The organism is Streptosporangium sp. NPDC023963 (assembly GCF_040639135.1).
Lineage (GTDB): Bacteria > Actinomycetota > Actinomycetes > Streptosporangiales > Streptosporangiaceae > Streptosporangium.
The window spans coordinates 289,851-302,495 of the sequence record NZ_JBEZZK010000002.1; the positions used below are offsets into that span (position 1 = coordinate 289,851).

Sequence of the window (12,645 nt, forward strand, 5' to 3'; positions counted from 1 at the left end):
TCTCAGGGCACCCTGACGGCGGGGTCGGCACTCAGGCGCCGGAGCAGGTCGGCCGTCCGGGAGGCCCGCTCGGCGTCCTGCCCGGTCCGGCGGCCCGACTCGATGGCGTCCGCGAGGGCCGCCAGCTCGTGCGGCGGCAGGAAGGCGCGCGCCGCGCGCAGCCGCAGCAGGACTTTGCGGCCTCCCGGCTCCTGGGCGTACATGTACAGGTACGGGAGCCTGCGGCCGGTCAGGTCGCGGGCCCTTGAGCACTCGGGGAAGGAGTCCAGCCAGACGCGGGCCCGCGCGAGGTCCACCCTGCGCGTCGTGAACGCGCCGTGGACCTCCACGACGCCTCCCTCCAGCTCCGCCCGGAAGCGGAAGATGCCGAGGAGGACGACGAGGAAGACCACCAGGGCCACGACGAAGGGCACCATCAGGAGCTGGAAGCCGAGAGCGGAGCCTCCGGTGGACAGCTGAACGGCCCGTTCGAGCTCCGAGATCGCGGACAGCGGGAGGCCGACGAAAGGGACGGTCAGGAGGATGGCGCCGATCTTCATGCCGGTGCTCGCGCCAACGCTCAACTTCAGCGGCCCACGGGATGGGATGCTCACATATTGGATACTAACCCCCTTGACTAGCGGGTCTTTGGCACTATTTCGCGATATATGAACGCACGCGGATGAAAGCTTTACCTTCGGCGGGTGTTGGTTTCGCGGCGGCCGGAACGGCGCCTTCCTCCGTGGAGCCGTCCGGCGGGGAAGGACGTCCCGTCGTCGGCGCGGGCGATCAGGTGAGCGAGTCGATCCAGCGTTCCAGGCGGCGGCCCTCCCCGGCCATGAGCTCGGGGTCCCGGAAGGTGTTCGTGAGGAGCGCGACGCCCTGGTAGGCGGCGACCAGGGCGACCGCGAGCTCGCGGGAGTCGGGTCGGCCCATCTCCCGGAACTGCCGCTCGGCATAGTCGATCAGCAACCGCATGACCTCGGCCGCGGCGCGGTCGAGGCCGTCGGTGCGCTTGTCGAGTTCCGAGCACAGGCTCCCGGTGGGACAGCCGTATCGCGCGGTGAGTTCGCGTTGGTCGATCCAGCCGCGCAGGAGCGCCTTCAGGCGGTCCCGGGGACCGGTGTGCAGGTCGAGCGAGGCGGTCATCGCCCGGAAGCCGAGCGCGTGGGCCTCGATCGCCGCCTCGACGAGCTGGTCCTTGGTCTTGAAGTAGTAGTAGACGTTGCCCAGGGGGACCTCGGCCTCGCGGGCGATGTCGGCCAGCGTCGTCTTCTCGACACCCTGCTCGTGCAGGACCTGGGACGCGGCGGCCACGAGCCGTTCCCGCTTGCCCCGCTTCGTGGCGCGGTCGTTTCTCACTGAGTCAGTCATCTCACTAACGAGTGTAGACAACCGGGGCGGCTGCTGGCTATGGTCCTTTTAGTCAGTCAACTAACTCGCTTACGACGGGCGGGACTTTCATGATCGTGGTTACGGGATCGACCGGGAACGTCGGACGGGTGCTGGTACGGGCGCTCGCCGAGGCCGGGGAGCGGGTGGCGGCGGTTTCGCGACGGCCTTCCGGCATGCCGGAGGGCGTGACGCACCACCGGGCCGACCTGGCCGACCCGCAGAGCCTCCGGCCGGTCCTCGACGGGGCCGACGCGCTGTTCCTCCTCGTCGCCGGTGCCGGAGAGCACCTGAACCCGCAGGGCATCCTCGACGTCGCGAGGGCGGCCGGGGTCCGGCGGGTCGTCCTGCAGTCCTCCCAGGCCGCGGGGACGCGGCCGGAGTCCGGCTCCCACGCTCCCCTGCGGGTGCTGGAGGACGCCGTCCGGGGGTCGGGTCTGGAGTGGACCGTCCTGCGGCCGGGAGGCTTCGCCTCCAACGCGTTCGCGTGGGCGGAGACGATCCGCTCGCGGCGGACGGTCGCCGCGCCGTTCGGCGACGTCGGGCTGCCGGTCGTCGACCCGGCCGACATCGCCGAGGTCGCGGCGGTGGTCCTGCGCAAAGGGGAGCACGCCGGTCACACGTACGAGCTCACCGGCCCGGCGCCGATCACCCCGCGCCGGCGGGCCCGGGCGATCGGGGAGGCGCTGGGCACGCCGGTGCGGTTCGTCGAGCAGAGCCGCGAGGAGGCCAGGGAGCAGATGCTGCGGTTCATGCCCGAGCCGGTCGTGGACGGCACCCTCGCCATCCTGGGCGAGCCGTCGGCCGCCGAGCGGCGGGTGAGCCCCGACGTGGAACGGATCCTCGGCCGCGCCCCCCGCGCCTTCGCCGAGTGGGCGCGACGCAACGCCGACGCCTTCAGGTGAACCGCCCGCGGCGTCGGCGACGGGGGAGGCCCATCCGCGTTCCTCGGGCGGAGGCGCCGGGTTCCTGACGTGCCGCTGCTCCGGCGGCCCCGCTGTCACCGTCCGCTACCGCGGACCCGCGAAGAACGCGGTCAAAACGGGGGTTTCGCGGGGCCGGATGACGCGACCGCCGGCCACCGGCGTGATCCGTGACCAAAACCGGCGATCTGGTCGCCGGTTTTTGAATCGGCCGTCACTTGGCGTAACCAATGCCGTAGCGTTTGGAAAACAACAACCGCCTCGGGGGAGTGACGCCCGGAAGGGGCGAGCGATGCCACCCAGACCCCGCAGCCTCAAGCGGCAGATGGACGTTCTCACGACCCAGATGCGCGAGCACGGGGCCACGTGGAGCCAGATCGCCGCGGACTACCAGCTCCGTTTCAAGCTCAATCCGCTGCGCGGCTTCCGCGAGGCACACCGATACACGCAGTCCGAGGTGGTCCGACTATGGAACCTGCGCTGGCCAGACGACGTGCTCAGCGAACGCCGGCTCGGGGCGTGGGAGGCCTGGCCTTCGGCGACCGGCAACGAGCCTCCCATCTCCGGACTGGAACGCCTGGCCCGCATCTACCGGTGCCGGGCCGGGGACCTGGTCCATGGGGAGGACCACAGCCGTGACGACGACCGCGCCGGCAGGCACCCGGCGGCCAAGGACCGGCCCGTTCCCCGGCCCGTACTCACCGTTACCGATATCGCCTCATTTCTGGACGGGTTGCCGACACGGCCGCCCGGCCACGAGGCCGATCGGGTTCTCACGGTCGCGGCTCTGCGGGAGCAGGAGTTCGGCTATCTGGTCGCCGCTCTCACCCAGTGGGCGGACGGGATGAAACGCCGCGACCTACTGGCCGTGGTCGCCTCCGCGGCCGCCGCGGCGCACGCCTCCCCCCTTCTCGCCCACCTGGACCGCGACGCCCTCGAACGCCTGACGTCGGCCTCCCAGGCGCCCTCCCGGGTCGACGGCGAGGTGGTCGGGCACGTGGAGACGATCCTTCGTCACGCCATCAGGCAGGAGGACATCCTGGGTCCCCAGGCCGTGCTGGAGACGGCTCTGGCCCAGCACGGGCTGGTCCGCCGGCTCCTGGCGGGCGCCGCCGACGAGGACCTGCGCCGGCGACTGATGTCGCTGCTCGCCGACATATCCCGTTTCATCGGGTGGCTGCTGTTCAACTCCGGTGACTTCGCCGGAGCCGAGCACTATTACGGCCAGGCCCGGCGTGCCGCTCATGAAGCCGATGACGACCTCATGTCCAGTTACGTGCTCGCCCAGTGGAGTCACCTGGCCACCTGGTCCGGCGACCCACGTCTCGGAGTCGAGCACGCCCTCGGGGCACTCGCCTGGGCGCAGCGGGGCGGCAGTCCCATACTGATCGCCTATGCCAACGACGTCGGCGCCCGCGCCTACGCGGGAATCGCGCGTCGCGAGAACGGCAAGAACCGGGCCAGGGACCACGCGCGGTGCCGTACCGCGCTGTCGGCCGCCCGCTCGGGGCTGGACGACTCCACGCAGGACGACCCCGGCCGGAGACTGACGTACTTCTTCGGTCCGGCCATGCTCACGCTGACCCGCGCCCTGTGCCACCTCGACATGCGTGAACCCGACGACGCGATCGCCTGCGCGCGCGAGGCGATGACCTCGATAGGGACGGCCTTCTCCCGCAACCTGGCGTTCGGTCACCTGTATCTCAGCCGCGCGTTCGCCCAGAAACGTGAGATCGGCCAGGCCTGCACGGAGCTGGCCCTGGCCGCCGAGTTCACCAGCCGCAACCGGTCCCCGCGACTGGTCGCGGCCACCGCCGAAGCCCGCCAGGCCCTGTCACCCTGGAACCGCACCGACCCCGTGGTGCGCCTGGACGAGCGGCTGCGCTCCTACGGTCTGCCCGCGGGAAGGTCTTCCAGGACGTAGATGTCGTAGACGTCGTTGACGGACGACGCCGGGGCGTCCACGCTCCCGACCTGCCGCCAGCCCCATGATCGGTAGAGTCGCTGGTTGCCCTTCAACCGCGGCTCCACGGCCAGCACCGCCCGCTGCGCCCCGCACCCCGCCAGCACCGCCTCGGTCAGCCGTCCGGCGATGCCGCGCCCGCGGTGGCCCGGCAGTACGCCCAGATCCACCAGGTGCCAGGTGCGGGAACCGGACTCGTCGGTGAACCCGGCCGGGAGCGGATCGCGTACGCCGTTCCACCAGCGGCCCCCCTCCCGCAGGAACGCCCCGTAGGCGAAGCCGACCAGCAGCCCGTCCTGCCGGGCGACCGACAGCCGGAACCCCCGCCGCCTGAGGAGGTCGGCGTAGGAGGCTCGCTGGTGTTCGAACTCGGCGGGCCCCTCGCCGTTGGGCGGGGCACCGAACGCCTCCCGGTAGGCCGCGCCGACCTCCTCGGTGATCGTCTCGCCCTCCTCCGGGCCCAAAACCTCCACGATCACGCGACCGCTCGCTGTCCTGCCCACGGCACCCGCCTTCCTCACCCGCTCTCGTCTCGAAAACTATCCGCGGGGCCTTGCCCGAAACAGCAGGGAAGGCCGCTGTCACGAGGGCCGGGATCGGATCGCCGTGGTCATCCGATCTGCCGGGAGTGCTCCAGGTAGAGGACCAGGTCGCGCATCCGGTCCGCGGGCCAGGGGAGGCTCCGGCCGATCTCCTCGTTTCCCGGCCGCTCGACGAGCGCGATACGCCGAACCTCGGGGCCGTCGTTTTTCGGATCTACAGGTCGATGTGGTCCACCCGGACCGCACGATCCCCGGGGATGACGATCGGGTCCGCGACCTCGACCACGCGTCCACGGGAGCGCATCAGCCGGGTGATCGAGAAAACGGGCACCCCGGAGCCGATCCCGAGGCGTTCGGACTCGTCCGGGGCCGGCATGCGGACCGCCGTCTCCTCCGTGATCTCGTCGATCTCGATGCCGAGCGTGCGCAACTGGCCGATGGTGCCACCGGGCCACGGCTCGTTCCTCGGGTCCGCGACCGGTGTGCCCTCCACATCGGAGGCGAGCAGGCACGGCCGGGACATCTGCGAGGGGACGCCCTTGGCGTAGAAGACGAACCGGCGTTCCAGCACCCGGGCGCCGGGCTCGACACCGAACAGACCGGCCAGGCGCTCATCGGCCTCGATCCACCGGAACGCCTTGTCCAGCCGGTACTCCGCCCAAGTGATCCCGGCATCCGTGGTGAACGAGGTCTGCGGTGTCTCCTGAGGGCCCGCGTCGGCCCGGTAGCGGTCCATGGAAATGCGCCTGGTGACGGGCCGCTCGCGGACCCAGGTCCCGCCGCGCCCCTTGGTGTCGACCAGGCCCGAGGTCTTGAGTCCGTCGATCGCCTGCCTGATCACGATGTCGGAGACGCCGTACCGGGCGGCGAGGTCGGCGTGCCGGGGAAGCTTGGTACCTGGCGGGTGGTCGCCACGGAGGATCGCGTCCCGCAGTTCGGCAGTGACGTGCTCGTAGGCGTGGCCGGTCATGCGCTTCCTCCACGCATCATGCTTGCCAGTGTCGTATACGACAAGTAACCGGCGTACTCGCCTTGAGGGAACAGTGGCGCTTCCGCCGGAAGGAGGCCAACGGCCGGGATTACCCTGGAGGCAGGCCGACTCCGGATTGAGGTGTTCTGGATCATGGCGGTGGAACCAGCCCTCGGTGACAACCTGGCGCGCATCCGGGTGAGCAAGGGGCTCACGCAAGAAGACCTGGAAGAGCGCTCGGGCGTCAGTGTGTCCACCATCCGAAAGCTCGAACAGAGCGACCGCAAGAGTGCCCGCGTCTCGACACTGCGCAAGCTGGCCCAGGCGCTGGACGTGCGAACCTCCGACCTGTTCCAGCCCTCTCCCGAACCGGTGTCGCCACTGGACGAGACCGTGCACGCCGATCTCTTCGCGCTGCGCCGGACCCTCAAGCCGGTGCGCGGGCTGACCGGAGTCCAGCTGCCCGACCTTGACGGCCAGGTCACGTACGAGTCGGTGCGCGCCTCGTTCCTGGCGGCGAATCGGCTCTACCGGGAGGACGACTACCGTGCGGTCGTGCAGACGATTCCCTCGCTGCTTCTGGAGGCCCGCTCGCTGCTGGCCGACGCGCACGGCAGGGGCGAGGAACGCGCCGCGCTGACGCTCCTCTCGCAGACTTTCCAGTTCTCCGCGCAGGCACTGATCCAGCTTCAGCAGTACGACCTCGCCTACCAGGCGATCTCCGAGGGGATCGCGGCGGCCGAGCGAGCGGATGATCCGCTGCTGGGCGCGTGGAACGTCTTCAACGAGTGCTGGCTGTTCCTCCGTGAGGGACGCCTGGACGACTCCCGCCGGGCCGCCATGACGACCGCCGAGGCCATCGAGCCGCGATTCTCGACCGGTACCCCGGCGCAGTTCGCCACCTGGGGGTGGCTGTTGCTGTGGGGGTCGGCGGCGGCCGTACGGAACAACGAGGGCGGCGATGCCGACGAGATGCTGGCCCTCGCCAGGGCCGGGGCTCATCGCATCGAGGGACGGGAGTTGGAGGCTCCTCCGCTGTGGGCGGCTCGGGGTTCGGCGACCTTCGCGGGTTTCTCCCCGGAGCTGATCCAGATCAAGGCCGTCGAGTACGCAGTGGTCCAGGGGAGGAATGCCAGGGCTCTGGAGATCCACGAGGGAGTGCGGCCGTCGGGCAGGCTGGCGAGCAGCACCCGGCATCGCCACATGCTCGACGTGGCGAGCGCTCACGCCTCCGAGAGCAACGCGGCCGAATCGTGGGCGATCCTCCATGACCTCAGGACGCGGGTGCCGCACTGGCTCAGGTACCAGTCGTTCGCCCGGCGCGTGGTCGATCAGCTCATCGAGGACCGATCGCGGGCGCTCCGGCCCGAGCGCGCGGAGATCGCGAGCTTCCTGGGAGTCGAGTCCTGACACGAACTGCCACCTCGCGTGGCAGATCCCATGATCGTGATCTTCAACTGCCACATCACGTATCTGGAGTCGACCGTAACTCTCCGTGATGCTTGCGGGCATGGTCACCATCTCTTCGGAAGCGGTGAGCTTCGATACTTCCCGCGACTCCTGCGCCGTCGCGGAGAAACTGCGAATCGAGCTCGCGGCTCTTGGTGTTCATGCCGACGTCCACCACGGGTTCGGCGTCGCCGTGGTATCGGTCTGGCGTGAGCTCCTCGTCTGGACGGACGGCACGGTCTACCGGTGGTGGACAGGCCACCTGTCGTGGAAGACAGGACGGCGGCTCTACACCGCGTACGGCGTGGACGATCCGATCACGGCGGCACGGTGCGTCGCCCATCGCCGCGAAGAACTCCAGCGGGCATATCCGCTGTCCGAGGTGACCCCGGAGCGGGTGCCGTGATCCGGCTGGATGAAACGTGCCTGAGCCCTCACCTGGGGCTGGCGCAGCGTGATCACACGCGGCTCGACTGGCGCACGTCGTACGGCATGCCGGAACGGGTGCGGCCGGTGGCGTGGACGTGCGCGTGCCGGGCCACGGTGTACGAGCTGTGCGAGGGCGGCGGGCAGGGCTTCATCCGGCGCACCACGCAACTCGACGGCGATCACCGGGTGCACGAGAGCCATCGTTGGTCGATCACCGAGACCCGGGCGATCTGGACGGCCCTGCTGTCCGGGAGAGCCCGATAGGCCGGCGTGGCGGCGCGGGATCTGGAGGGACCCGCGCCGCCACGCCTCGAAGCCGGGGAACCGGTTGGTGACCGGGGAGTGTGAGGGGCCGGCAGGTCCCTCGCCCGGGGTGTGGGGCGGAGCCCCACAGAACACAGCGCGGAGCGCCGAAGAAGGTCAGATTCGGCGGAGGCGGACGCGCTGGATGGAGTGGTTGGCGCCCTTGTGCAGCACCAGGTCGGCCCGGCCCCGGGTGGGGGCGATGTTCTCGACGAGGTTGCGCTCGTTGATGTCGCGCCAGACGTTCTTGGCGAAGTCGGTCGCCTCCTCCTCCGACAGGTCGGCGAGATACCTGAAGTAGGACTTCGGGTCCTCGAAGGCCGTGCGGCGGAGCTTGTGGAAGCGGTCGACGTACCAGTCGCGGATGTGCTCGACCTTGGCGTCCACGTAGATGGAGAAGTCGAAGTAGTCGTTGATCGCGAGGGCGGTGGGCGGGGCCGGCTGCAGGACGTTGAGGCCCTCGACGATGAGGATGTCGGGGCGGCGCACGGTCTGGGTCGCGCCGGGCACGATGTCGTACTCCAGGTGGCTGTAGACCGGGGCCGTCACCTCCGGCAGGCCCGCCTTGACGTCGGCGACGAACCTGACCAGGGCCCGCCGGTCGTAGCTCTCGGGAAAGCCCTTCCTGTGCATGATGTCCCTGGCGGTGAGGACCTCGTTGGGAAGGAGGAAGCTGTCGGTGGTGATCAGGTCCACCCGGGGGTGCTCGGGCCAGCGGGCCAGCAGGGTGTGCAGCAGCCTGGCCGTGGTCGACTTGCCGACCGCGACGCTTCCGGCGATGCCCAGCACGTACGGGGCCTCCCGGCGCCCGCCGCCGAGGAAGGTGTTGAGTGCCGCGCTGCGCTGCCTGACCCCGGTGAAGTGGAGGTTGAGCAGCCGGGTGAGCGGCAGGTAGATGTCGGTGACCTCGGCCAGGTCGATCGGATCGTCGACGCCGCGCAGCTCCTCCAGTTCGTCCACGGTGAGCGTGAGGGGGGTGTTCTTCCGGAGTTCGCTCCACTGTGCCCGGCTCAGCTGCACGTACGGTGTCGCGGTGTCCAAACCGTTGGCCATGCTCAGAGAGCCTACTGATCCGCCGGGAGCGGGCTCCTGCCGGGTGTTGATCCGCCGGGAGCGGGTTTCCGCCGGGTGTCGATCCGCCGGGAGTGGGTTCCCGCCGGGTACCGGTCGGGATTCTTGGGCTGTCCGGGGGGTTCTCGATAGACGCGGCGGCCGATCTCTCAGGGAGGGGGTATGACAATGTGCGGAATAGTGGGATATACGGGACAGCGGTCGGCGGTCGAGGTCGCGGTCGAGGGTCTGGGCCGGCTGGAGTACCGGGGGTACGACTCGGCGGGGATCGCCCTGGTGGGGGCGGACGGCCTCGCCGTGGAGAAGCGGGCGGGGAAGCTGGCCAACCTCCGCTCGGCGCTGGTCTCGCGGCCCGTGCCGCCGTCCGGCGCGACGACGGGGATCGGGCACACCCGGTGGGCCACCCACGGGGCCCCGACCGACCGCAACGCCCACCCGCACACCGACTGCGACGGGCGGATCGCGGTCATCCACAACGGGATCATCGAGAACTTCGCCGCGCTCAGGACCGAGCTGGAGGGCACGGGGCACCGGATCGTCTCCGAGACCGACACGGAGGTGGTGGCGCACCTGCTGGAGGAGTTCGCCGCCGGGGGGCTCATGGAGGCGATGCGCCGGGTATGCCTGCGGCTGGAGGGGGCGTTCACCCTGCTCGCGGTCTCGGCCGACGAGCCCGACGTGGTGGTGGGGGCGCGGCGCAACTCGCCGCTGGTGGTCGGCAGGGGGGACGGGGAGAACTTCCTCGGCTCGGACGTGGCGGCGTTCATCGCGTACACGCGCGAGGCGGTGGAGCTGGGCCAGGACCAGGTGGTGGAGCTGCGTCCCTCGAAGATCACGGTCATCGACTTCCAGGGCCTGCCGGCCGTGACGCGTGACTACCACGTCGACTGGGACGCCTCCGCCGCCGAGAAGGACGGCTACGACCACTTCATGCTCAAGGAGATCGCCGAGCAGCCCCGGGCCGTCGCCGACACGCTGCTCGGCAGGATCGGCCAGGACGGGCGGCTGGCACTGGACGAGATGCGGCTGTCCGACCAGGAGATGCGCGACATCAGCAAGATCATTCTGGTCGCCTGCGGGACCTCGTACCACGCCGGGCTCATCGCCAAGTACGCCATCGAGCACTGGGCCCAGCTGCCCTGCGAGGTCGAGCTGGCCAGCGAGTTCCGCTACCGCGACCCGATCCTCAACCGCGACACGCTGGTGATCGTGATCAGCCAGTCGGGCGAGACCATGGACACCCTCATGGCGGTACGGCACGCGCGCGGGCAGCGGTCCCGGGTGCTGGCGGTCTGCAACGTCAACGGTTCCACGATCTCCCGCGAGTCCGACGCCGTCCTCTACACGCACGCGGGCCCCGAGGTCGCGGTGGCCTCCACCAAGGCGTTCCTCACCCAGCTGGTGGCGTGCTATCTGGTGGCGCTCTATCTCGCCCAGGTCAGGGGGGTGAAGTTCGGCGACGAGATCACCCAGATCGTCGAGCGGCTGGCGCAGATGCCGTCCAAGGTGAGCGAGGTCCTCGCGACCGTCGAGCCGGTCCGCGCGCTGGCCAGGTCGCTGGCCGGCGAGCGGTGCGTGCTCTTCCTGGGGCGGCACGTGGGCTTCCCCGTCGCGCTCGAAGGGGCGCTGAAGCTCAAGGAGCTGGCGTACATGCACGCCGAGGGCTTCGCGGCGGGGGAGTTGAAGCACGGCCCGATCGCGCTGATCGACAAGGGGCTTCCGGTGGTGGTCGTCGTCCCCTCGCCGTCCGGCCAGCGGGTGATCCACGACAAGATCGTGTCCAACATCCAGGAGATCCGGGCCAGGGGCGCGAGGACCCTCGTCATCGCCGAGGAGGGGGACGTCGCGGTCGCGCGGTACGCCGACACGTTGATCCACATCCCGGCCGTGCCGACCCTGCTGCAGCCGCTGGTCGCCACGGTGCCGCTCCAGGTCTTCGCCTGCGAGCTGGCCACGGCCAAGGGCCACGACGTCGACCAGCCCCGCAACCTCGCCAAGTCGGTCACGGTGGAGTAAGCCCGGCCAGGGGGTTCTCCACAGCCTGTGGACAAAGTCTATGGATTATCCACGGCCGGAAGTGGGTATGGGGGCTGCCCGCCTCCTTGCCAGATTAATTGTCGATATATGCCATATAGCGGTTTACTGGGACGGATTAACGTGGCGTGAATCCACCGGACAATCCACCGGACCCAAGGGAGCCGCAAGATGGATCGTCGTCGTTTCCTCGCCCGAGGTGGTGCGCTGGCCGCCCTGGGGGTGGCCGGGCCGTTCGCCGGTGTCGCACGGGCGGGAGCGAACGGGGAGATCCTCCCGGGCGCCGGGTACGGGCCGCTGAAGCCGGTCAAGGACGAGCGGGACGGCGTGGTGCGGCTCCACCTGCCCGCAGGATTCCACTACCGGTCCTTCAACGCCGCCGGCGACAAGTTCAGCGACGGGTCCGTCGTCCCCTCCCGGCACGACGGCATGGCCGCGTTCCGGGGACCGGCCGGCAGCGCGATCCTCATCCGCAACCACGAGGTCAACGGCCCGGTCGGCGCGTTCGGCGACCCGGACAGGGCCTACGACCCGGCGGCGGGCGGCGGCACCTCGACCCTCCGGGTCACCCGCTACGGCAAGGTGCTCAAGTCCGCCCCCAGCCTGACCGGCACCCAGATGAACTGCTCCGGCGGCCCGATGCCCTGGGGCGCCTGGGTGACCTGCGAGGAGACCGTGAACGGGCCGGACGTGGGCAACGACTTCACCGGCCAGGACAACGGCAAGCTCACGCAGAAGCACGGCTACATCTTCGAGGTCCCGCTCGACGGCAAGGCCGGAGGGCCGATCAGGAACGCCGGGCGGTTCGCCCACGAGTCGGCCGCGTTCGACGGCTTCACCGGCGCGATCTACCTCACCGAGGACAACTTCGGTTTCGCCTCCGGCTTCTACCGCTACCTGCCCCCGAAGAACCCGCTGGAGGCCCGCCGCATCCTCGACGGCGGCAGGCTCCAGATGCTGGCCGTGCGCGGCGCCCCGGGCAAGGACCTCTCGCTCGGCCAGCCCAGGGGAGCCTCGTACGCGACCACCTGGGTGGACATCGACGACCCCGACCCCGCCTTCATCGGCACCCCCGCCAACGACGTCGCCGTCCAGGCCGTCGGCAACCAGGGCAGGGCCAAGGGGGCGGCGCTCTTCTCCCGGCTGGAGGGGGCGATCAACCACCACGGCACGATCTACTTCGTCTCCACCCAGGGCGGCGCGACCGCGTCCGGCGACACCCCGCCCAGCGGCTTCGGCAAGGGGCGCGGCCAGGTGTGGGCGTACGAGACGTGGAGCGGGCGGCTCAGGCTCGTCTACGAGTCGCCGGGCGCGGTCACCCTCGACCTGCCCGACAACGTCACCGCCAGCCCCCGGGGCACCCTGGTCCTCTGCGAGGACGGCTCGGGCGACAACTACCTGCGCGGCCTCACCCGTCGGGGCGAGATCTTCGACTTCTCCCGGCTGGTCCCCGTCGACGGCGACTCCGGCGCCGAGTTCGCCGGCTCGACGTTCGGCCCCGGCGGCCACACCCTCTACGTCAACGTCCAGTCGGCCAAGGGGATGAGCTTCGCCATCTGGGGCCCCTGGCAGCGCGGCGGCTTCTGACCC

The 12,645-nt window shown here is 70.2% G+C and carries 12 protein-coding genes; 7 read left to right on the top strand and 5 right to left on the bottom strand.

Annotation, left to right across the window (positions count from 1 at the left end; all coding sequences use genetic code 11):
* Positions 1-2 precede the first annotated feature (2 nt).
* Both AB0F88_RS07460 and AB0F88_RS07465 read right to left on the bottom strand, forming a co-directional pair.
* Positions 3-593 (bottom strand): hypothetical protein, encoded by a 591-nt coding sequence (locus AB0F88_RS07460; RefSeq protein ID WP_362678449.1) that lies wholly within the window; start codon positions 591-593, stop codon positions 3-5.
* 175 nt (positions 594-768) lie between these two features.
* The gene (locus AB0F88_RS07465) at positions 769-1,353 is read right to left on the bottom strand and encodes a TetR/AcrR family transcriptional regulator (RefSeq protein WP_362678452.1); all 585 of its coding nucleotides are present in this window, start codon (positions 1,351-1,353) and stop codon (positions 769-771) included.
* An 89-nt stretch (positions 1,354-1,442) separates the two neighbouring features.
* On the opposite strand from AB0F88_RS07465, the gene AB0F88_RS07470 reads away from it, so the two are divergent.
* Both AB0F88_RS07470 and AB0F88_RS07475 read left to right on the top strand, forming a co-directional pair.
* Positions 1,443-2,276: an NAD(P)H-binding protein gene (locus AB0F88_RS07470; RefSeq protein ID WP_362678455.1), complete on the top strand. Its 834-nt coding sequence runs from the start codon at positions 1,443-1,445 to the stop codon at positions 2,274-2,276.
* A gap of 310 nt (positions 2,277-2,586) precedes the next feature.
* Positions 2,587-4,218, top strand: a complete 1,632-nt coding sequence (locus tag AB0F88_RS07475) for a hypothetical protein (RefSeq protein WP_362678458.1) — start codon at positions 2,587-2,589, stop codon at positions 4,216-4,218.
* Here the strand turns inward: AB0F88_RS07475 and AB0F88_RS07480 are convergent.
* Entirely contained in the window at positions 4,182-4,760 is a 579-nt protein-coding gene (locus AB0F88_RS07480) for a GNAT family N-acetyltransferase (RefSeq protein WP_362678461.1), read from the bottom strand. The genes AB0F88_RS07475 and AB0F88_RS07480 overlap by 37 nt on opposite strands.
* Before the next feature lie 253 nt (positions 4,761-5,013).
* The gene (locus AB0F88_RS07485) at positions 5,014-5,769 is read right to left on the bottom strand and encodes a GntR family transcriptional regulator (RefSeq protein WP_362678464.1); all 756 of its coding nucleotides are present in this window, start codon (positions 5,767-5,769) and stop codon (positions 5,014-5,016) included.
* A gap of 153 nt (positions 5,770-5,922) precedes the next feature.
* Between AB0F88_RS07485 and AB0F88_RS07490 the strand changes: the two genes are divergently transcribed.
* The 3 genes from AB0F88_RS07490 to AB0F88_RS07500 all read left to right on the top strand — a co-directional run bounded on the left by AB0F88_RS07490 (position 5,923) and on the right by AB0F88_RS07500 (position 7,911).
* On the top strand, positions 5,923-7,179 hold the full coding sequence (locus tag AB0F88_RS07490) for a helix-turn-helix transcriptional regulator (protein ID WP_362678467.1): 1,257 nt from the start codon (positions 5,923-5,925) through the stop codon (positions 7,177-7,179).
* A gap of 100 nt (positions 7,180-7,279) precedes the next feature.
* Positions 7,280-7,624 (top strand): hypothetical protein, encoded by a 345-nt coding sequence (locus tag AB0F88_RS07495; protein ID WP_362678470.1) that lies wholly within the window; start codon positions 7,280-7,282, stop codon positions 7,622-7,624.
* A complete protein-coding gene (locus AB0F88_RS07500; protein WP_362678473.1) occupies positions 7,621-7,911 on the top strand; it encodes a hypothetical protein in 291 nt (96 codons plus the stop codon). Before AB0F88_RS07495 ends, AB0F88_RS07500 begins: the two co-directional genes overlap by 4 nt.
* A gap of 156 nt (positions 7,912-8,067) precedes the next feature.
* On the opposite strand, the gene coaA is transcribed toward AB0F88_RS07500, so the two are convergent.
* The gene (gene coaA / locus AB0F88_RS07505; protein ID WP_362678476.1) at positions 8,068-9,003 is read right to left on the bottom strand and encodes a type I pantothenate kinase; all 936 of its coding nucleotides are present in this window, start codon (positions 9,001-9,003) and stop codon (positions 8,068-8,070) included.
* 186 nt (positions 9,004-9,189) lie between these two features.
* Here coaA and glmS point away from each other — a divergent pair, with 186 nt between their 5' ends.
* On the top strand, positions 9,190-11,037 hold the full coding sequence (gene glmS / locus AB0F88_RS07510; RefSeq protein ID WP_362680563.1) for a glutamine--fructose-6-phosphate transaminase (isomerizing): 1,848 nt from the start codon (positions 9,190-9,192) through the stop codon (positions 11,035-11,037).
* Positions 11,038-11,226: 189 nt separating this feature from the next.
* The gene (locus AB0F88_RS07515) at positions 11,227-12,642 is read left to right on the top strand and encodes an alkaline phosphatase PhoX (RefSeq protein ID WP_362678479.1); all 1,416 of its coding nucleotides are present in this window, start codon (positions 11,227-11,229) and stop codon (positions 12,640-12,642) included.
* The last annotated feature ends 3 nt before the right edge of the window (positions 12,643-12,645 follow it).